At 63.9% G+C, this 20632-nt stretch carries 16 protein-coding genes; 3 read left to right on the top strand and 13 right to left on the bottom strand.

Going from position 1 to position 20632, the window contains the following annotated elements:
* Nucleotides 1–6: 6 nt before the first annotated feature.
* The 3 genes from ntrB to ASF66_RS05645 all read right to left on the bottom strand — a co-directional run bounded on the left by ntrB (nt 7) and on the right by ASF66_RS05645 (nt 3795).
* Entirely contained in the window at nt 7–882 is an 876-nt protein-coding gene (gene ntrB, locus ASF66_RS05655) for a nitrate ABC transporter permease (RefSeq protein ID WP_082484494.1), read from the bottom strand.
* Between the two features lie 27 nt (nt 883–909).
* Nucleotides 910–2235, bottom strand: coding sequence for a CmpA/NrtA family ABC transporter substrate-binding protein (locus ASF66_RS05650; RefSeq protein WP_056843068.1), 1326 nt, complete (start codon nt 2233–2235; stop codon nt 910–912).
* A 273-nt stretch (nt 2236–2508) separates the two neighbouring features.
* A complete protein-coding gene (locus ASF66_RS05645) occupies nt 2509–3795 on the bottom strand; it encodes a nitrate regulatory protein (protein ID WP_236707050.1) in 1287 nt (428 codons plus the stop codon).
* Between the two features lie 146 nt (nt 3796–3941).
* On the opposite strand from ASF66_RS05645, the gene ASF66_RS05640 reads away from it, so the two are divergent.
* The gene (locus ASF66_RS05640) at nt 3942–4868 is read left to right on the top strand and encodes a Gfo/Idh/MocA family protein (protein ID WP_056843066.1); all 927 of its coding nucleotides are present in this window, start codon (nt 3942–3944) and stop codon (nt 4866–4868) included.
* 17 nt (nt 4869–4885) lie between these two features.
* Here ASF66_RS05640 and ASF66_RS05635 read toward each other — a convergent pair whose 3' ends face one another.
* Together ASF66_RS05635 and mfd are read right to left on the bottom strand one after the other, a co-directional pair.
* Nucleotides 4886–7210: a DEAD/DEAH box helicase gene (locus ASF66_RS05635; RefSeq protein ID WP_056843065.1), complete on the bottom strand. Its 2325-nt coding sequence runs from the start codon at nt 7208–7210 to the stop codon at nt 4886–4888.
* A gap of 1 nt (nt 7211) precedes the next feature.
* Nucleotides 7212–10661: a transcription-repair coupling factor gene (gene mfd, locus ASF66_RS05630; RefSeq protein WP_056843064.1), complete on the bottom strand. Its 3450-nt coding sequence runs from the start codon at nt 10659–10661 to the stop codon at nt 7212–7214.
* Nucleotides 10662–10955: 294 nt separating this feature from the next.
* Here mfd and ASF66_RS05625 point away from each other — a divergent pair, with 294 nt between their 5' ends.
* Complete coding sequence (locus ASF66_RS05625) at nt 10956–12419, top strand: glyceraldehyde-3-phosphate dehydrogenase (RefSeq protein ID WP_049859146.1); 1464 nt, start codon at nt 10956–10958, stop codon at nt 12417–12419.
* A 165-nt stretch (nt 12420–12584) separates the two neighbouring features.
* Here the strand turns inward: ASF66_RS05625 and ASF66_RS05620 are convergent, their stop codons facing one another.
* The 7 genes from ASF66_RS05620 to ASF66_RS05595 form a co-directional block, all read right to left on the bottom strand.
* Nucleotides 12585–13874: an MFS transporter gene (locus ASF66_RS05620; protein ID WP_056843063.1), complete on the bottom strand. Its 1290-nt coding sequence runs from the start codon at nt 13872–13874 to the stop codon at nt 12585–12587.
* A gap of 171 nt (nt 13875–14045) precedes the next feature.
* Nucleotides 14046–14270 (bottom strand): DUF6555 family protein, encoded by a 225-nt coding sequence (locus ASF66_RS05615; protein WP_049859148.1) that lies wholly within the window; start codon nt 14268–14270, stop codon nt 14046–14048.
* 113 nt (nt 14271–14383) lie between these two features.
* Nucleotides 14384–15634, bottom strand: coding sequence for a D-mannose isomerase (locus tag ASF66_RS05610; RefSeq protein WP_056843062.1), 1251 nt, complete (start codon nt 15632–15634; stop codon nt 14384–14386).
* A 106-nt stretch (nt 15635–15740) separates the two neighbouring features.
* Nucleotides 15741–15896, bottom strand: a complete 156-nt coding sequence (locus ASF66_RS22730; protein ID WP_167375915.1) for a hypothetical protein — start codon at nt 15894–15896, stop codon at nt 15741–15743.
* Between the two features lie 36 nt (nt 15897–15932).
* Nucleotides 15933–17156, bottom strand: a complete 1224-nt coding sequence (locus tag ASF66_RS05605) for an MFS transporter (protein ID WP_056843061.1) — start codon at nt 17154–17156, stop codon at nt 15933–15935.
* Nucleotides 17157–17248: 92 nt separating this feature from the next.
* Entirely contained in the window at nt 17249–17578 is a 330-nt protein-coding gene (locus tag ASF66_RS05600) for a DUF3253 domain-containing protein (protein WP_201782761.1), read from the bottom strand.
* A 51-nt stretch (nt 17579–17629) separates the two neighbouring features.
* Nucleotides 17630–19090: a sugar porter family MFS transporter gene (locus ASF66_RS05595; protein WP_049859152.1), complete on the bottom strand. Its 1461-nt coding sequence runs from the start codon at nt 19088–19090 to the stop codon at nt 17630–17632.
* A gap of 380 nt (nt 19091–19470) precedes the next feature.
* Between ASF66_RS05595 and map the strand changes: the two genes are divergently transcribed.
* The gene (gene map / locus ASF66_RS05590; RefSeq protein WP_082484491.1) at nt 19471–20229 is read left to right on the top strand and encodes a type I methionyl aminopeptidase; all 759 of its coding nucleotides are present in this window, start codon (nt 19471–19473) and stop codon (nt 20227–20229) included.
* 16 nt (nt 20230–20245) lie between these two features.
* On the opposite strand, the gene ASF66_RS05585 is transcribed toward map, so the two are convergent.
* A complete protein-coding gene (locus tag ASF66_RS05585; protein ID WP_056843059.1) occupies nt 20246–20623 on the bottom strand; it encodes a response regulator transcription factor in 378 nt (125 codons plus the stop codon).
* Between the last annotated feature and the right edge of the window lie 9 nt (nt 20624–20632).

Here is a 20632-nt window from a genome sequence, read left to right as displayed (position 1 = left end):
GCCTCCTCAGCTTTGCGAAGTGCCGCGGGTGACCAGGCGTCCGACCATCGCCACCAGGCGATCGAGGCAGAAGCCGACGATGCCCACGTAGGCCAGGGCGAGAATGATGTCGCTGATGCGCGAGGCGTTCCAGGCGTCCCAGATGAAGAACCCGATACCGACACCGCCAATCAGCATTTCCGCGGCGATGATCGCCAGCCACGACAGTCCGACGCCGATGCGCAGGCCGGAAAAGATGTAGGGCGCGGCCGCCGGCAGCATGATCTTGCTGAAGTATTCGACGCCGTTGAGCCGCAGCACCTTGGCCACGTTGCGATAGTCCTCGGGAATGTTGCGCACGCCCACCGAGGTGTTGATGATGATCGGCCAGATGGCGGTGATGAAGATCACGAAGATCGCCGAAGGGTAGCTGTCCTTGAAACCGGCCAGCGACAGCGGCAGCCAGGCCAGCGGCGGTACCGTACGCAGGATCTGGAACAGTGGATCGAGCCCGCGCATGGCCCAGGTCGACTGTCCCACCAGCACGCCCAGGCTGATCCCCACCACCACGGCCAGGGCATAGCCATAGGCAACCCGCGACAGGCTGGCCAGCAGCTGCCAGGCCATGCCTTTGTCATTGCCGCCATTGTCGTAGAACGGATCGACGATCAGCTCCCAGGTGTCACTGATCACCTGAGTGGGCGGCGGCAGCGCCGCGCCCTTGCCGCTGCACACCAGTTGCCAGACCAGCAACAGCAGGGCGCCGATCACCACCGGTGGCAGGCACTGCTGCAACACGAAGCGGCGGGCGTTCTTCAGCAGTTTCGCCATCACCGGCGGCTTGACCTGGGCCTTGGCGACGGCCTGGGCGGCGCTGTGCAGCTTCTTCACTTCAGCATTCATGGTGACCTCCGGTGAGTGCGGGAAACATCAGGCCAGGGCCTTGATGGACAGGCTGTCGAGATAGGCCTGCGGGTTCTGAGGATCGAAGGTCTTGCCGTCGAAGAAGGTCTCGACACCGCGCGAGTCGGAATCGGGAATCTGCGCGGTCGGCACGTTCAATTCTGCGGCGGCCAGGCGCCAGAGGTCGGAGCGATTGACCTTGGCGATCAAGGTCTGGCTGTCGAAATCCTTGGGCAGGTAGCCCCAGCGCTTGTTTTCGGTGAGGAACCACAGATCGTGGCTCTTGAACGGGTAGGAGGCGAAGTCGTCCCAGTAGCGCATGATGTGCGGACTGTCCTTGACGACCTTGCCGGTGCCGTAGTCGAAGTTGCCTTTCATGCGCTCGATGATGTCCGCCACCGGCGCGTTGATCCAGCGACGCTTGGCGCAGATCTCTGCCACTTCGTCCTTGTTCTCCGGCCGCTCGCAGAACATCTGCGCTTCCATCACGGCCTTGAGCAGGGCTTTGGTCGCGTTGGGGTGCTTGTCCACGTAGTCGGCGCGCAGGGCCAGAGCTTTCTCGGGGTGCTTGTCCCAGATCTCGCCGGTGGTATTGGCGGTGTAGCCGATCTTCTGGTTGATGAGCTGGGCGTTCCACGGTTCGCAGACGCAGAAGCTGTCCATGCTGCCGACCTTCATGTTGGCGACCATCTGCGGCGGGGGTACGACGATGGTGGACAGGTCCTTGTTCGGGTCGATGCCGCCTGCGGCCAGCCAGTAACGCAACCACAAATCGTGGGTGCCGCCGGGGAAGGTCATCGCGGCATTGACGGTCTTGCCGCTGGCACGCTTGCTGGCCAGCGCCGCCTTGAACGGTGCGGAATCCAGGCCCAGCTTGAGGTCGGCGTGTTCGTTGCCCACCGAGATGCACTGGCCGGACAGGTTCAGCCGCGCGAGGATGTACATGGGCACTGGCTGGTTGTTGGGCGTGACCTTGCCAGCAGCGATCAGGTAGGGCATGGGTGTGAGGATGTGTGCGCCGTCGATGCCGTTGGCGGCCGAACCCAGCACCAGATTATCCCGCGTGGTGCCCCAGGACGACTGTTTGAGCACTTCCACCCCGGTCATGCCGTGCTTGGCGAAAAAGCCTTTCTCGTCGGCGACGAACAGCGGCGCGGCATCGGTCAGTGCGATGAAGCCCAGCTTGGCCGTGGTGGTTTCCAGACCGTCGCTGCCCGCTGCCCAGACCGCCGAGGACAGCCCGGGTGGCAGCAGTCCAAGGGCTGCACCGGCACCGGCCACGGTCAACGACTGCTTGAGAAAGTGCCGACGCTTGGCGTCGTGCGGGTGTGCTTTGAAAGGCGTGTCATCCATCGCTGATTCCCCTGCTGCTGGCGGCCAAAAAAATGCAAAAAAAAACGGCGGTCACGCGCTCCGGGCAGTGCTGCCGGAACGCGTGGACGCCGTTGTCCAGGATTCGAATAGTCGACCGCAGTTGGCTGCGGTCCTGTGTGTCTCAAAGCAGATTGCGTGCCAAGGCGTCGAGAGCCGCACGGGACGCAGTGGTCCCCGCGCAATGGAGCGCCCGTGTGCACGGATGCGGAGCATGCCACTGGCAGGGTGCGCAAATAGGGCGCAGTCTGTGCCTCAACCTTTGCCAGCCACGGCCAATACGTTCTGCGCCATGTCGACCATGCGCAGCCCCCGCGACATCGCCGATTGCCGCAGTCGGGTGTACGCCTCGCTTTCGCTGAGGGCATATTCATTCATCAACAATTGCTTGGCCCGTTCTACCAGCTTGCGTTCATTGAGCGCCTGGCGGGCCTCGTCCAGTTGCAGGTTGGCATCCTGCAGACGATGGGTCTGGGCCTGCAACAGGTCCAGCAGCGAGCGGCCCATCTGCGGTCCGTGACCGTCGGGCGCGGGGCTGTCGAGATCGCTGGCATGCACGCTGAACAGCCGGGCATCGCCGCAGCCCATGGTTTCCAGACTGGCCAGGCGTTGCAACAGCACGCGGTGGTTGTCGAGGTCGGCATTGGCCAGCTTGATGCTGCTCTGACAACTGGCCAACAGTTGCTCGGCAAGGTGCTTCTCCACTTCGTGCATCTGATCGATGCGCTGGCTGTGCAGTTCGAACCAGAGCTGCGAGAGGCCCGGGTCCACCGGATGTTGCGCCGAGGTGCGCATGCCGACTTCGCGCAGGCGCAACAACTGCGTGGTGAGTTCGCTGCGCTGCAGCTCGGCCCAGCGCTGACCGGCCAGCGGGTCGGCGAATTCGCTGAAGGTCTGGAAGCAGCGCTCCTGGCTTTGCGTCAGGTGCAGGATGCGCTCCTGCACACTGGCGTCGAAAAACCCCGCCGAGAAGCCGGCCACGCCGGTGGCCCGCTCCTGACCCGCCAGCTCCTTGCCCTGCATGAAGTTGAACAGCGCCACCAGCACCCGGGTGATGTCCGGGTCGATGGCCGTGTCGGCCGCCTCGAAGACCACGGCCATGAGTCCACCGATCAGGCGAGTCAGGGCCGCCGTGGCCAGGCTGGGTGCGAGCAGGCGTTCGCGAATGCGCCGCCGCAAGCCGGGCAATTCGTCGAAACCGTGCAGGACGTAGGCAACGCGGTTGAACAGGCGGGCCCGGTCGGCTGCGCTGGCCGCATTCAGGTCCACGACCTGCAAGCGCTGGAGTACGTCGTGCTCCAGTGCCTGAGCCTGCTCGGTGTGCAGGTCCAGTTGCCGGCGGTGGGTTTCCACCTGGCTGCCCAGATAGAGGTTGGTGTAGCCACGCTCACGCTGCAGGGCATGCACCAGGCGGCTGATCAGCGTCACCAGTTCACAGGTGTCGGCCAGCCCGCGCAGGCCTTCGAGCTCGCTGCGGCGAGCGGCCAGCATGAAACGCAGGGCAGGGGGCATAGGACGATCAGGCAGGGCGCGATCAGGCATGGCGGGCTCGCAACTTCGGTGAGGGACGGCACGGTTGCATGCAAAACCCGGTCCCGACGTTGCGCCCGTCGCCTGCATTGCCACGTATGCCGACGGCTGCGTAACTGCTATAACGCCCAGGCCCAACAATAAAAAAGGAGTCAGCGATGTCCCCCATTCGTCTCGGCGTGGTCGGCTACGGCAAGATTGCCCAGGATCAGCACGTCCCCGCCCTGTGCAATGACCCATCCTTCGAGCTGGTCGCCGTGGCCACCCTCGGCGAGCCATGCCCCGGCGTCACGCATTTCGGCAGCCTGCACGAGTTGCTCGAACAGGCCGCGGATATCCAGGCGCTGGCGTTCTGCACACCGCCTCAGGGTCGCTATGCGCAGGTCCGCGAAGCGCTGCTGGCCGGCAAGCACGTGCTGGTGGAAAAACCGCCCTGCGCCAGCCTCGGCGAGGCCATGGCCCTGGTCGAACTGGCCGCCGAGCAGAGTGTGACCTGCCTGTTCGCCTGGCATTCGCGCTTCGCCGCAGGGGTCGAAAGCGCCCGCGCCTGGCTGGCGGGCAAACGCCTGCAATCGGTCACGGTGCAGTGGAAGGAAGACGTGCGCAAGTGGCACCCGGGCCAGCAGTGGATCTGGCAGGCCGGCGGCCTCGGCGTGTTCGATCCGGGCATCAACGCCCTGTCGATCATCAGCCACGTGCTGCCTGAAGCCCTGTTCGTCACTAAGGCCAGCCTGCGCTTTCCCGGCAATCGCCAGGCGCCGATCGCGGCTGACCTGAGCATGAGCGACGCGAACGGCTTGCAGGTCAGCGCCGCCTTCGACTGGGACCATGGCCACGACGAGCTCTGGCAGATCGAGGTACGGTGCGACGAAGGATGCCTGCGCCTGACCCACGGCGGTGCGCAACTGCTCATCGACGATGTGCCGCAGACGCTCGAAACGGTAGGTGAATACCCGTTGCTCTACCGGCACTTCGCGCGACTGATCGAGGGCGGTAGCAGTGACACCGATCTGCAGCCGTTGCGTCTGGTGGCCGACGGGTTTCTGCTCGGGGAGCGCGCAACGGTCGCCGATTTCGTCGACTGAAAACGCCGTTCAGGCAGCTATCGGCGTTTGGCCGGTGGGCTCGGCAGCGGCGCGAGCAGGGCGTCGATATCGTTGTCCTGCAGGCGCCAGTCGCCGCTCTCGCGGGCATCGAGAATGCCGGCCGCCAAGGCTGACTTTTCCTGCTGCAGGTGCTGGATCTTTTCTTCCACGGTGCCACGGGTGATCAGCTTGTAGACGAACACCGGTTTTTCCTGGCCGATGCGGTAGGCGCGGTCGGTGGCCTGGTTTTCCGCGGCTGGGTTCCACCAAGGGTCGTAGTGGATCACCGTGTCCGCTGCGGTCAGGTTCAAGCCCACGCCGCCGGCCTTGAGGCTGATCAGGAAGATCTGCAGCCTGCCGTCCTGAAAGTCCCTGACCGGTGCCCGGCGATCGCGCGTGGTACCGGTGAGCAATGCGTAGGGGATGCCTCGCTGCTGCAGCTCCTGTTCGATCAGGCCCAGCATGGAGGTGAACTGGGAGAACAGCAGGATGCGCCGACCGCTGCCCAGCAGTTCGTCGAGCAATCGCAGCAGGCTGGCCAGCTTGCCCGAACTGTGGCCCGGCGGCGGTGCTGCAACGCTGTTGACCAGGCGCAGGTCACAGCACACCTGACGCAGCTTGAGCAGTGCTTCGAGGATGATGATCTGACTGCGCGCCACGCCCTTGCGGTCGATTTCGGCGCGAACCTTTTTATCCATGGCCAAGCGCACGGTCTCGTACACGTCGCGCTGCGCCTCGTTGAGTTCGACCCAGTGGACGATTTCGCTCTTGGCCGGCAGCTCGGTGGCCACCTGCTCCTTGGTGCGGCGTAGCAGGAATGGCTTGATACGCGCGTTCAGGTGCTGCAGGCGCGTCTCGTCGCCCTGTCGCTCGATCGGCAGACGGTAGTCGCGGCTGAACTGCTTGCTGTCGCCCAGCCAGCCCGGCATCAGGAAATGAAACAGCGACCAGAGTTCGCCCAGATGATTCTCCAGGGGCGTGCCGCTCAGGCACAGACGCTGCCGCGCCTTCAGCTCGCGCGCCGCCTGCGCCGCCTTGCTGCCGGGGGTCTTGATGTACTGGGCTTCGTCGAGCACCAGTACGTGCAGCGGCACCTGTTCGAGGACTTCGATGTCCTTGGGCAGCAGGGCATAGGTGGTCAGCAGCACGTCGTACTCGGCCAGATGCGCGAAGTGTTTCTTGCGGCTGGCGCCGTGCAGGGCCAGGACCTTGAGTGCGGGCGCGAAGCGGGCGGCTTCGTCCTGCCAGTTCGGCACCAGACTGGTGGGCATCACCACCATGGCCGGGCGATCCAGACGCCCGGCCTGTTTTTCGATCAGCAGATGGGCGAGGGTTTGCAGGGTCTTGCCCAGGCCCATGTCGTCGGCGAGGATGCCGCCCACTTCCAGTTGCCGCAGCGCCTGCATCCAGCTCACGCCTTCCAGCTGGTACGGGCGCAGCGTGGCGTTCAAACCGTCGGGCGCGGTCACCGGACAGTGGCGGATGTCGCGCAGGCGTTCGGCAAAGTGACGTACCCGCTCGCCACCTTGCCAGTCCAGAGGCAACGTCCGCAGCCCTTCAAGGCGCGTGGCGTCGGCGGTGGCCAGGCGTATCGAGGTATCGCCCGGTTCGCGCAGGTAGAAATCCCCCAGCGTTGCCAGCACCGGTTTCAAGCGGCCATAGGGCAGGGCGACCTGCAACGTTCGTTGAACGCCGTCTTGCGCCGTATGAACGGGCACCAGGATCTGTTCGTCGTCGCGACGGCGCGCCAGGTGGCTCGGGTTGAGCAGTTCCGGGTGGCTGCGCAGCAGGTTGAGCAGGATCGGCAGCAGGCTCAGCGGTTCGCCGTCGACCACGATGCCCAGTTCCAGATCGAACCAGTCGCGCTCGGGGCCCTCCTCGATGGTGGCGTACCAGCGCTCGACCGGCGTCAGGTCGAAGGCGAACGCCTCGGCGTATTCGATTTCCCAGCCTTGCTCGCGCAAGCCCGGAAGCTCGTTGAGGATGAAGCGCAACCAGGCAGCATCGCTGGGCAGCTCGAAGATCTCGCCGGCGCTTTCCGGCAGCGCCTTGCTCTGCCGGGTCGCCAGCTTGAAGCCGATGCCCTGCAACTGCTCGCGCAGGGCTCGCTCGGCGGCCGGCTGGCGCAGGATTCGAGCGTTCTGGTTCTGCCACTGGCGCGCGACGCTGGTGGGGCGGGGCCCGCTGACGTATTCGCCGGCGTAGCCGTAGGCCAGCGCCGCACGATGCTGCACGTAACGCTGCATCTTGCCGTTGCGCGGTTCGAAAGCGCTGAACTCGACGCTGCCCAGCCACAGCCGTGGCCGCGGTTGCAGCGTATCGATCAGGCGCTCATCGGGCATATCAACCGGCTTTTGGCGTCAGGCGCTCGAACAGCGCTTCGATGACGTTGAAACGCTCCTCGGCACGCTCCATCGGCACCATGAACTTGAACAGCGTGGCGCCTTCGAACTTGTAGCGCTTGGGCTGGCTCTGGATCAGCTTGATCAGGGTCAGCGGATCGACCGGCGTGCTCGGGCCGAATTCGATGCGCCCACCCTGCGGACCACCATCGACCTTGGTGATACCCAACTGCTCGGCCTGAAGCTTGAGCAGGGTCAGGCGCACCAGATTCTTGGTCGGTTCGGGCAACAGGCCGAAGCGGTCGATCATTTCCACCTGCAGGTCCTTGAGACCGTCCTCGTCCACCGCCGAGGCGATGCGCTTGTAGAGGATCAGGCGAGCGTGCACATCGGGCAGATAGTCCTCGGGAATCAGAGCAGGCAGACGCAGGTTGATCTCCGGCCCGCCGCCCAGGGGCTGGTCGAGATTGGGTTGCTCGCCCTTGCGGATCGACTTGACCGCACGTTCGAGCATCTCCATGTACAGGGTGAAACCGACCGCCTGGATCTGTCCGCTCTGGCCTTCGCCAAGCAGCTCGCCGGCACCGCGGATTTCCAGGTCGTTGGTCGCCAGGACGAAACCGGCGCCCAGGTCCTGGGTATTGGCGATCGCCTCCAGGCGCTTTTCGGCGTCCGGAGTGATCTGCTGGCGCGGCGGAGTCAATAGGTAGGCGTAGGCCTGGTGGTGGCTGCGGCCGACGCGCCCGCGCAACTGGTGCAACTGCGCCAGACCGAACTTGTCTGCGCGCTCGATGATGATGGTGTTGGCGCTGGGCACGTCGATACCGGTCTCGATGATGGTCGAGGCGATCAGCACGTTGAAGCGCTTGTGATAGAAGTCGCTCATCACCTGTTCCAGCTCGCGCTCGCGCATCTGTCCGTGGCCGATGCCGATGCGCGCCTCGGGAACCAGTTCGGCGAGGTCGGCGGCGCATTTCTCGATGGTTTTCACATCGTTGTGCAGGTAGTACACCTGGCCACCGCGCAGCAGTTCGCGCAGCAGCGCTTCCTTCACGGTGCTCTTGTTCTGCTCCATGACGAAGGTGCGCACCGACAAGCGCCGCGCCGGTGGCGTGGCGATGATCGACAGGTCGCGCATGCCGGCCACGGCCATGTTCAGCGTGCGCGGAATCGGCGTGGCGGTCAGGGTCAGGATGTCTACTTCACTGCGCAAGGCCTTGAGCGCCTCTTTCTGACGGACCCCGAAGCGGTGTTCTTCGTCGATGATCACCAGGCCCAGGTTCTTGATCTTGACGTCGTCCTGCAGCAGCTTGTGGGTACCGATGACGATGTCGATCTTGCCTTCGGCCAGTTGCTCGACGGCGGCACCCACTTCCTTGGCCGACTTGAAGCGGCTCATCACTTCGACCGTCACCGGCCAATCGGCGAAACGGTCGCGGAAGCTGTTGTAGTGCTGCTGGGCGAGCAGGGTGGTCGGCACCAGAATGGCCACCTGGCGGCCGCCGTGCACGGCGATGAACGCCGCGCGCATGGCCACTTCGGTCTTGCCGAAGCCGACGTCGCCGCACACCAGGCGGTCCATGGGCTTGGGCGCGAGCATGTCGTGGCGCACGGCCTCGATGGCCGACTGCTGGTCCGGGGTTTCCTCGAAAGCGAAGCCGGCGCTGAACGTGGCGTAGTCCAGGGCCGGGTCGGCGAACGCATAGCCTTCGCGCGCGGCGCGGCGGGCATAGATGTCGAGCAGCTCGGCGGCCACGTCGCGCACCTGCTCGGCGGCCTTGCGCTTGGCTTTCTGCCAGGCCTCCGAGCCAAGCCGGTGCAGCGGGGCCAGCGCGTCGTCGCTACCGGTGTAGCGGGCGATCAGATGCAGGTTGGCCACCGGCACGTAGAGCTTGGCGTTCTCGGCGTATTCCAGGGTGAGAAATTCGGCGACCTGATTGTCGATCTCCAGCGTCGCCAGCCCCAGGTAGCGGCCCACACCGTGGTCGATGTGCACCACCGGCGCGCCTTCGCGCAGCTCGGTGAGGTTCTTGATGACGTTGTCGTTGGCCGCGTCGGCGCGCTTGTCGCGGCGCCGCCGCTGCATCACGCGCTGGCCGAACAGCGGACTCTCGGCGATCAGGGCCAGGGCCGGGTCGAGAATCTGCAGGCCTTCGTCGAGCGGCGCGATGGTGATCGCCAGACGTTCCTTGCCCTCGGCGAACTCGTTCCAGCCGTCCACCGTGCGAGGGCGGACCTTGAGCCGCTCCAGCAGCTCCAGCAGCACTTCACGGCGACCGGCGGATTCGGCGGTGAACAGCACCCGGCCCGGAAACTGGTCGAGGAATCCGGCCAGCGCGGCGAGGGGCTGGGTGGCCTTGGCCTCGATGGCCAGGTCCGGCAGCGCCGCTGCGGCGAAACGTTCACGGCCCGGCCCCGGCTCCAGATCATCCTGGCTGACGATGATGCGTGGCCAGGTCTTGAGCTGGGCGAAGCAGTCTTCCACCGGCATGAACAGTTCGGCAGGCGGCAGCAACGGACGCGCAGGATCGACCCGCCGCTCCTCGTAACGGTTGCGCACGTCGCTCCAGAAATGCTCGGCGGCCTGTTCGATGCCCGGCAGCGAGAACACCTGGGTGTCCTGGGGCAGATAGTCGAACAGGGTCGAGGTTTCTTCGAAGAACAGCGGCAGGTAGTACTCGATACCGGCAGGGGTGATGCCGCTGCTGAGGTCCTGAAAGATCGGGCAGCGACGAAAGTCGACGTCGAAACGTTCGCGAAAGCGTGCCTTGAAACGGGTCACCGCTTCCTTCTGCAGGGGGAATTCGCGGGCCGGCAGCAGGCGGATCGATTCGACCTTGTCGATGGAGCGCTGGGTCTCCGGATCGAAGGTGCGCAGCGTCTCGATCTCGTCGTCGAACAGGTCGATCCGATAGGGCAGCTTGCTGCCCATGGGGAACAGGTCGATCAGGGCGCCGCGCACGGCAAATTCACCGTGCTCGTACACCGTGTCGACGTAGCGGTAGCCGCTGGCCTCCAGACGCGTGCGCATCTGCTCTACGTCCAGGCGTTGCCCCACGTCCAGCACCAGGCTGCTGCCCAGCAGGAACTGGGTCGGCGCCAGCCGATGTAGGGCAGTGGTGATGGGCACTACCAAAACCCCGTGCGCGAGCTCGGGCAGGCGGTAGAGGGCGGCGATACGCTGGGAGATGATGTCCTGGTGCGGCGAGAACAGGTCGTACGGCAGGGTTTCCCAGTCAGGGAAATGCAACACCGGCAACTGCGGAGCGAAGAAACGCAGTTCCTGCTCCAGCCGGTCGGCGCTTTGGCTGTCGGCAGTGAGCAGAAGCGTGAAACGCTTGGCGGCATTGGCCGCTTCGGCGATCGCCAGGCTCAGGGCGGCCCCGGGCAGGTTGCCCCAGGCGTGTTTGCCTGCCGAGGCAGGGAGTTGCGGAAGGCGCAGAACAGGCACGGGAGGTTGAGCTCCAAGCGTTGCGGCGGAAAACGGGGATTGTACCGGGGCGACGGTGGGCTGTCAGGTGCTGTGATGGGGTTGTGCCATTGCGGCGGCTCGAGCGGGCGGCGAAGGGCGTGCCATGGTGCTTCGCACGGCCTCTTGTCATAAAACCGCCGGGTATGAGCTACCTCGTTGGCGCGCCTCGGTTTTTTTGACGGTCCTATTCGCCAAACTTCACGACGTCGATAAGCGCAGATTGCTCCGGCCGCGCGGCGAAGTCATAATGTAGCCCGTTTTCTCAGCCCCTACATGTGGAAGGTTACCGTGACTCAGAAGCCCGACCAGTGTCTTGGTGAATGGATCGATCGTGAAGCACTCGCTGAAGCGATGATTCCTTTGATCGGCCAGCTCTACCGCAATAACAACGTAGTCACCTCCATCTACGGCCGCAGCCTGATCAACCGTTCGGTGATCGAGCTGCTCAAGGCGCACCGCTTCGCTCGCCATCGCCAGTCCGATTCCTCGGAGCTGTCGGTGCACGAGACGTTCCCGCTGATCAAGGCGATGAGCGAACTCAAGCTGGGCGCCGCCTCCGTGGATCTGGGCAAGCTCGCGGTCAAGTTCAAGGAAAGCGGCAACGGGCGCAGCGCCGAACAGTTCGTGCGTGAAGAGCTGGCGGACGTGGTCGGCAAGCAGAACCAGGGCGAGCGTACCGGTACCGACGTGGTGCTGTACGGTTTCGGCCGCATTGGTCGCCTGCTGGCGCGCATCCTGGTCGAGAAGGCGGGTGCCGGCGACGGCCTGCGTCTGCGTGCGATCGTCGTGCGCAAAGGCGCCGACAACGACTTGGTCAAGCGCGCCAGCCTGTTGCGTCGCGACTCGGTGCACGGCTCGTTCGACGGCATCATCCATGTCGACGAAGCGAACAGCACCCTGACCGTCAATGGCAACCTGATCCAGGTCATCTACGCCAAGAACCCGAGCGAAGTCGACTACACCCAGTACGGCATCAAGAATGCCCTGCTGGTCGACAACACCGGCGTCTGGCGCGATGCCGACGGCCTTGGCCAGCACCTGGCCTGCCCAGGCATCGACCGCGTGGTGCTGACCGCACCGGGCAAGGGCAAGCTGAAGAATATCGTGCACGGCATCAACCATGGCACGATCACTGCCGACGACAAGATCGTGTCGGCGGCGTCCTGCACCACCAACGCCATCGTGCCGGTGCTCAAGGCGGTCAACGACAAGTTCGGCATCGTCAACGGCCACGTCGAAACCGTTCACTCGTACACCAACGACCAGAACCTGATCGACAACTTCCACAAGGGCGACCGTCGCGGCCGTTCGGCTGCGTTGAACATGGTCATCACCGAGACCGGCGCTGCCACCGCTGCCGCCAAGGCGCTGCCCGAACTGGCCGGCAAGCTGACCGGCAACGCCATTCGCGTGCCGACGCCGAACGTCTCCATGGCCATACTCAACCTGAACCTGGAGAAGGCCAGCACCCGTGAAGAGATGAACGAGTACCTGCGCTACATGGCGCTGCACTCGGACCTCTCCCGGCAGATCGACTTCGTCAACTCCCAGGAAGTGGTATCGACCGACTTCGTCGGCTCGCGCTACGCCGGTGTGGTCGACGCCGAGGCCACCATCTGCAACGACAACCGCGTCGTGTTGTACGTCTGGTACGACAACGAATTCGGTTACAGCTGCCAGGTGGTCCGTGTGATGGAAGACATGGCGGGCGTCAACCCTCCAGCCTTTCCACACTGAGCCTGAGCGCTGAATGAAAAACGCCCCGACTGGTTCGGGGCGTTTTTTTGCGTGGGGTGTCAGGTATGGCCTCTTCGCGGGCAGAGCCCGCTCCCACAAGATACAGGCAATTGTGGGAGCGGGGCGGGCGGCGAGCCATCTGCCCGCGAAGGGCGCACCGCGGTATCAGGCCTGCGCCGTCAAAGCCGTGCGCTGCGCATGCCGGTCGCCGCGAAACAGCACCAACGTCGCTACCAGACCCAACACCGCTGCGCCACTGAGCCAGATGCCCGGTGCCGCCTTGTTGTCCAGCGCGTGAATCAGGTAGGTGCACGCCACTGGAGTGAACCCGCCGAACGTCGCCGTGGCCAGGCTATAGGCCAGCGAAAACCCGGTGGTGCGCACGTCCAGCGGCATGATCTCGGTCAGCGCCACGACCATGGCGCCGTTGTACGAGCCATACAGGAACGACAGCCACAGCTCGACCGTCAGCAGACGGCCAAAGCTGGGATCCGCCACCAGCCACGACAAGGTCGGGTAGGCCGTCAGAATCGCCAGCACCGTGGCCGCGAGCAGCAACGGCTTGCGCCCGATGCGGTCCGACAGTGCGCCCATGATCGGCAGCCAGATGAAGTTGGAAAGGCCCACGGCCATGGTCACCAGCAGTGCATCCATATCCGACAGGTGCAGCTCGTTCTTGCCGAACGTCGGCGTATAGGCGGTAATCAGGTAGAACGAAACGGTTGTCATCACCACCAGCGCCATGCCGGCCAGGACCAGACGGAAATTCTGCGCCACCGAATGCACGACCTGCTTGAGCGTAGGTCGATGGGTGCGCGCTTCGAACTCGGGCGTCTCTTCAAGCGAACGACGAATGAAGAAAATCACCGGTACGATCATGCAGCCCACCAGAAACGGCACCCGCCAGCCCCAATCACCCATCTGTTGCGCATCGAGAAAGTGATTGAGCAACACCCCGAGCAGGCCGGCGAAGACCACGGCGACCTGCTGGCTGGCCGACTGCCAGCTGACGAAGAAACCCTTGCGCCCCGGCGTGGCGATTTCGGCCAGGTACACCGACACACCGCCCAATTCCACGCCTGCCGAGAAGCCCTGCAACAATCGCCCAAGCAGCACCAGCAGCGGCGCCGCGACGCCCAAGGTCGCATAGCCAGGTACGCAGGCAATCAACACCGTGCCCAAAGCCATCAAGGCCAAGGTCACGATCAGCCCTTTGCGCCGTCCGTGCCGGTCGATGTACGCACCCAGAAAGATGGCCCCCAAGGGGCGCATGAGAAAGCCGGCACCGAAGGTCGCCAGCGACAGCATCAGCGAAGCGAAGGCACTGTCGGTCGGAAAGAATGTCTTGGCGATGGCCGTGGCGTAGAAGCCATAGACCATGAAATCGAACATTTCCAGAAAATTGCCGCTGACAACGCGAAAGATCGCCTTGCCTTTACCCACCTCAGACGTCATGGCTGTGCTCACTTTACTTGATCTTATAGATGACCCATGGCGGTAGACGCGTCGAGCTTTCGGGCACAACGGTCCAACGCCGGGAACATATCTTGTAACAATATGTTCCAGATCAACCTCAGGTAAAGTGAATTCGTTCGCCAGCCAAGCAGTGACGCAGGTCTTTGACGCTCAGGCCGGACGCCAGCTGACACCATTGATGCCGAATTTTTCGGCCGATGGCTGACTGGTCTTTTTCACATGCTCACGGCCGAATCGACCGATGCGGCCGACCCCTGCATCGCAGCTTGCCCAATGCCAGGCCTCGCTGCTGTCCATTTTCTCGGCTCGGATGATGAACGACTTGGGGTCGCCGTGCAGGGTGTAATCGATGACGAACAGTTTTGCGTTGTTCATGGGGCCGAAGATCTTCCTTGTGAGGTGCGTCGCGTTGAGTTTCGGAGTCCGGCCCGTCTGAAAAATTCAGTTGGATTGGCGCAGCCACGCCAATCCCATGAAGCGTGTGGCGCTTATCCCAGTCCAGACTGGCGCGCCAGCGTGGTCGCCAGGCTGGGCGCCAGTGGCAGAGTTGGCAACAGGGTCGCCTGATAGGCGTGATAGAGGTCGGGTTTGCCTGGCCAGATGGTCTGCGCCGGTTGATTGTCCGTATCGAGTTCATGGTGCCAGCTGCCATGCTCGCGATCGATCAGGTAGAGGTCGATGTAGTCCCAGAACTCACGGTACCAGCGCTCATGGCTGGCATCGCCGGTACGCTGGTACAGCGCCGCGGCGGCAGCCACCGCTTCTGCCAGCGTCCAGTGCAGACGCTGCGCGACCACCGGCCGTTGTTGCCAGTCTACCGTGTAGACGATTCCCGGCTGGCCATCCACCGCCCAGCCGACCCGGCAGGCTGCGGCGAACAGATGCTGGGCGTCTTCGGCCAGCCAGCTGGGGTTGGCCAGGCCGATCCGGTGCCGTGCGGCTTCCAGGTGCAGGAGCAGCCGCGCCCACTCGAAGGCATGCCCTGGCGTTTGCCCGTAGGGACGGAACTCGTCCCCGGGGCGGTCATGGTTGTAGTCGGGTAGCGCTTGCCAGTGGGCGTCGAAGTGTTCGACTGGCAGGTAGTTGGTCGCTGCCGCGTGTTGGTGAATGAGCCGCTCGCTGATCGCCAGCGCGCGATCCAGCCACCTGGTGTCGTTGCAGACGTCGGCCAGGGCCAGGCAGGCCTCCACCCCGTGCATGTTGCTGTTGCCACCCCGGTAGTCTTCCTGGTCGCTCCAGTCCTCAGCGAAGGATTCCACGAATGCCTGCTCGGCTTCGCACCAGAAGCGCCGTTCCAGAACGTCGACCGCGTCGGCCAGCAATGCCGCGGCGTTTGGTCGTCCGGCCGCTACGGCCGAGCTCGCCGCCAGTGCCACGAATGCATGCAGATAGGCTTGCTTGCGCGACGTGGAGGCCGGCCTGGCGCTGGCGTGCCAGCCACCGTGCCGTGCATCGCGCAATGGACCCTGCAACGCGCGGATACCATGGTCGACCATGGCCGCACTGCCTGGGATGCCCTGCAGGCAGGCCAGGGCGAAGCTGTGGGTCATGCGGGCGGTCTGGATGGTCAATGCACCGCTGGCCAGCACCGGACGGCCCCGGTTGTCGAGGTCGGCAAAGCCGTCTTCGATGCGCGCCGCCTTGGCGAATTCCAGCAATCGCTGGCCTTGCTGGGCCAGCCAGTGCCGGTGCGCGGGAAGGGTCAACCAACTGTTCGCGACAGGAGTGAGGGTCTCCATCGGTACGAATGCCTCGCTAGGGGATGCAGGAAGCATCCAGCATAGCGGGGCGCAATGGCGCTTGGGTGGCGCCGACCCTCAGAGTCAGGCTTGTGGCCGATTCGGCCTATTGATAGGACTCGTCATCCTCGTCATCTTCTTCCTGAAGCGGCACGGTGGCATCTTCGGTGGTCACCGAGCCTGGGTCTTCGCTGCCTGGATCGTTGATGAAGGGCACGCCATTGGGGCCTTTTTCTTCTTTGCCTTCGGTTTCAGGTGTCATGGTCATTCTCCTGTTGGCGACCTGCAGACGGTCGACTCAGGCATTGGACGCTCGGGCGCGCACGATGTTCATGCTGAGCATTGCCAGCACCGCTATCAGTGCCACCACGGCGCTGAAGAACTCGGCGGAATGATGCAGCCCGAACACGGGAATGCTCACGCCCACCGCGATCACCGGCACCGACATGGACAGGTAATAGACGATGAACAGTGCCGAGGTGACCCCGGCCTTCTGGCCGACGGGCGCGGCATTGGCCACCGCGCCCATGCCGGCCCGAAAGGTCAGGCCTTGGCCGATTCCGCTCAGAGCGCCGCCGAGCACCAGCAGCCAGAGCTGGGCGCTGGCGATACTCAGGCCCAGACAGGCGACACCGAGGATCAGCACAGTGCAACCAACGGTCATCTGCGCGGCTTCGCGAATTCGCCTGACCCACGCCTGGCCGACGATTGAGCCAGCAAACAGCACCAGAATCACTGCACCGATCACCAGGCCTCCCGCGTGCCCCATGACCTGACGCATGATCGCCGGTACCAGCGAGGTGAACAATCCGGTCACGCTGAACCCGGCAAGGCCGGCGATGGCGGCGGGCACGAACGGGCCGCGCACTGCTGCCGGCAGGCTCGGGCGCTGAAATCCCAGGCGTGGTTTGGCGGGTCGCTGCACCGTCTCGCCGACGGCCAGGATGGCCGCCGCGGCTGCCAGCAGCAGGACCAGGTGCACGACGAAGGCCAGGTGCACCGGCCAGGGCAGAAACTGTGACGTGAAACCGGCCAGCAGCGGGCCCAGCCCCAGGCCAAGCATGTTGGCCGCCGTGGCCACCAATGTCGCGCTGTTCTGCCAGCGCTTGGGCGCCGCTTCGATCACTGCCACCGTACCGGTACCGGTCATGATCCCGGCCGAGAAGCCCGAGATCAGCCGAGCGATCAGCAGTCCGCCAATGGAGTCGGTGCACAGGAAAATCACCGCGCTGATCGCGCCCATGGCCAAGCCTGCCAGCAGCATCGGTCTTCGACCCAGTTGATCGGACCAACTGCCGACGGCCAGCAATGCACTGATCACCCCGGCCGCATAGATGGCGAAAATCAGGGTCACCCAGGTCGGACCGAAGCCCAGATGCTGTTGATACAAGGCGTAGAGCGGCGTCGGCAGGGTGGTGCCGACCATGGTGATCAGAAAGGCCACGGCGATCAGCCAGAAGCTCGCTTGGTGGGACGGTTGATCAGGTGCGCCGTTGGCAGCGTCGGGAGGAGTACGGGTCATGGATTTCGGCCAGATCGGGGAAGGCGGTCGGGAAACCTAGCAAACTGCGGCCGTCAGGTATACGTCTGCAAACGCACGTCTGCGGATTGACCTCAAGGGTGCTTGAAATGCGCACCCCGGCGCAGTCTGATCGGCCCCTCCGGTTCCATATCGGGATTCAGCCGGGCATCGCCCTGGGTCAGGTCGATGATCTCGGCGGCCGCCAGGGCCCGAGCCACCCGGCGAACCTCCGGCATCAGCGCGCGCCACGCGGGCTCGTCCTGCTCCAGCGAGCGCGCCACTTCCGAAGGGCAGATGGACGCGCCGACGGCGCGTTGTTCGAGCAGGTGCAGAACGCGGCTGGCGATGACGTCGTCGGGGTGGGTCATGGGGGCGCTCTTCCTTGCAGGCGACAGGCTGAAGATGAAAACAACTTCAGCCATGTTACCTGCAACACCTCTGACTGGACATATCGAGCCGCGATCGGTATCGCCTCAGGCGCTGGCGGGTTCGTCCGGGGTGAATTCCTTCTCCATGTGCCGTTCGATCTGCTCCAGCGACTTGCCGCGCGTTTCCGGCACGCACATCGCCACGAAGATCAGCGACATGACGTTGATCGCGGCGAACAGCATGAAGGTGTAGGGGCCGAAGCCAGCCAGGGCAATGGGGAACAGGAACGCCACCGACGCGTTGCACAGCCACTGGAAGCACACCGCCGTACCGGTCATCATGCCCCGCAGATGGGAAGGAAACAGTTCGGACATCAGCAGCCAGTAGACCGGGGCGATGAAGGTCTGCATGAACAGCAGGAACATCAGGATACAGGCCAGCGCCAGGTAGCTTTGCAGCAGCGAGGAGGGCAGCATGGTCAGCACGCCACACAGCAGCACCTGCGCCAGGACCACGAAGCACAGCCCGGTCATCAGCATCGGCCGACGGCCATGGCGACCGACCAGCCAGATGCCGATCAGGGTAGCGATCACCGAAGCGACACCGTTGCCGATGGTCGCGGTAAGCGCCGCGTTGGTGCCCAGTCCCGTGGACTTGAGAATCACCGGGGTGAAGTACATGAACGCATTGACCCCTGTGAGCTGGGCGACGAAGCCCAGGCCCATGCCCACCAGCAGCAGGCGACGCAGCCAGGGTTCGGCCCAGATCGAGGACCAGCTCACGTCGGCACGTTCCTCGTCGTTCTGAGCCTGGATCTCCTTCATTTCCTTGTCGACCTGCTTCTTGCTCGAGCGGATCTTTTCCAGCACCTCGCGGGCTTCTTCCATACGTCCCTTGCTGGCGAGCCAGCGTGGCGAAGTCGGAACGAAGTGCATGCCGATCCACAGCAAGGCCGCCGGGATCACTGCGATGGCCAGCATCCAGCGCCACACGTCAGGGGTGTGGGCAAAATGCGCCAGCAAGGCATTGGAGATATAGGCCACCAGTTGCCCTGTGACGATCATCAGTTCGTTCTGGCTGACCAGTCGGGCTCGCTTGTTGGGCCCGGCTATCTCGGCAATGAACATCGGCACGATCGCCGATGCACCCCCCACCGCAAGACCGAGCACGAATCGAGTGGCGACCATGATGGCCACGGTCGGGGCGAGGGCCGAGCCCAGGGCGCCGATCATGAACAGGATGGCCAGGCCCTTGAGCGCGGTCAGGCGGCCGTACTTGTCGGCCAGATGACCGGCGAACAGCGAGCCAAACGCGGCGCCGAGGATCAACGAGGACGCTACCAGGCCCTCGGTGAACGGAGTGAGCCCCAGACCGCCTTGGTCCGGCCCCTGGGTCATGAAGGGCAGGGCGCCGGAAATCACCCCGGTGTCGTAGCCGAAAGCCAGAGCGCCCATGGTGGCGATGATCGCCACGCGCACCACGATCTGGCCAGGGCTGGTACGGGTTGCGTCATTTTCTTCGCCCGCGGGCGATGTATCAGGTGCAGTGGTGTTGGAACTGGACAAGGCTCATTCCTTTCATTGCTCGCAGGCAATAGGTCGTGATGCGTCACGCAGGATCGCGCACGAAAAGAGCAAGGCAAGTTTCAGCGTTCGGTGGTGCGATGCCGGGCATGGAGGGGGACGGTCCCAAGGGCCGTCGGTGCCAGCGGATATTATGATTATGTCGAACTGCTTGGAGCTTGAAGTCTTCGAACCGCGTTCGAAGTCACTGCCTGTGCGCTTTTCGCGACCATCTGCCGGTGTGGCGCTGGGCTGTGAGTCTTATGAACGAAATGGTTACAAAAAGTTTTGTGGGATTTGTAATTAAATCAGGTCATCGCGCCGCGGAGAGGCAATGCACCGGCGCTCTGCTAGCATAGGGGTTCCAACAGCAGGAGAAATCAGTGAGCCGCAAGAATCTGAGCCGCACCCCGGAGCAAATCGCCATGGCCCGCCACGCCGGTGCCCTGGCCGCTGACGTATTGCGCATGATCGCCCCGCACGTGCAGGCAGGCGTCACCACACAATACCTGGACGAGCTGTGCAACGCCTACATCGTGAACGAGATGAAGGTGATCCCGGCCAACGTTGGCTACCATGGTTTCACCAAGACGGCGTGCATCTCGGTCAATCAGGTGGTCTGCCACGGGGTGCCCAGCGACAAGGTCGTGCTGGCCGACGGCGACATCGTCAATATCGATGTGGCGGTCATCAAGGACGGTTGGTTCGGCGACACCAGTCGGATGTACTACGTGGGTAAGCCAAGCCCATTGGCCAAGCGTCTGGTGGAAACCACCCATGAAGCGATGCTGGCCGGTATTGAAGTGGTCAAGCCGGGCGCCACCCTGGGTGACATCGGTCACGCAATCCAGAGCGTCGCGCACCGTGAAGGCTTCAGCGTCGTGCGGGAGTACTGCGGGCATGGCATCGGCCAGATCTATCACGACGAACCGCAGGTGCTGCACTATGGCCGCAAGGGCGAGGGGATGCGGCTGACCCAGGGCATGATTTTCACCATCGAGCCCATGATCAACGCCGGCAAGGCGGGCACTCGTCAATTGGCCGATGGCTGGACGGTGGTTACGCGTGACCAGTCGTTGTCCGCTCAGTGGGAGCACATGGTGGCGGTCACGGCTGATGGTTACGAGATCCTGACGCTGTAGCAAGGCAAGCTATCGCTCAATGCGGCTTGAGGGGCTCCAGCGGCACCAGCTCGCGAACCTTCGCCACCACTTCGTTGATATCGAATGGCTTATCGTAGACGGCAGCGAAAAGGTCGGGCGTGGCACGCCCGACGCTGCCTTGCGCGCCACTCATCAACAGGATGGGCACGGCGCAAAACGATTCGTTACCGCGAATTCTTTGCGCCAGCTCAAGGCCGTTCATGCCTGGCATCATGAAGTCGGTAATGACCAGCGCGGGACGCTCGCGATCGAGGATCTCCAATGCACGCTTGCCATTGCCAGCCGTCACGGCCATGTAGCCTTCGTCTTCAAGAGCGTAACCAAGGATGTCGGCGATGAGATACTCATCGTCGACGATCAGGATAGTGGCCATGTCAGTTCG

The sequence above is a fragment of the Pseudomonas sp. Leaf129 genome (assembly GCF_001423465.1).
Taxonomy (GTDB): Bacteria; Pseudomonadota; Gammaproteobacteria; order Pseudomonadales; family Pseudomonadaceae; genus Aquipseudomonas; species Aquipseudomonas coleopterorum.
This window is presented reverse-complemented; position numbering and strand designations above follow the sequence as displayed.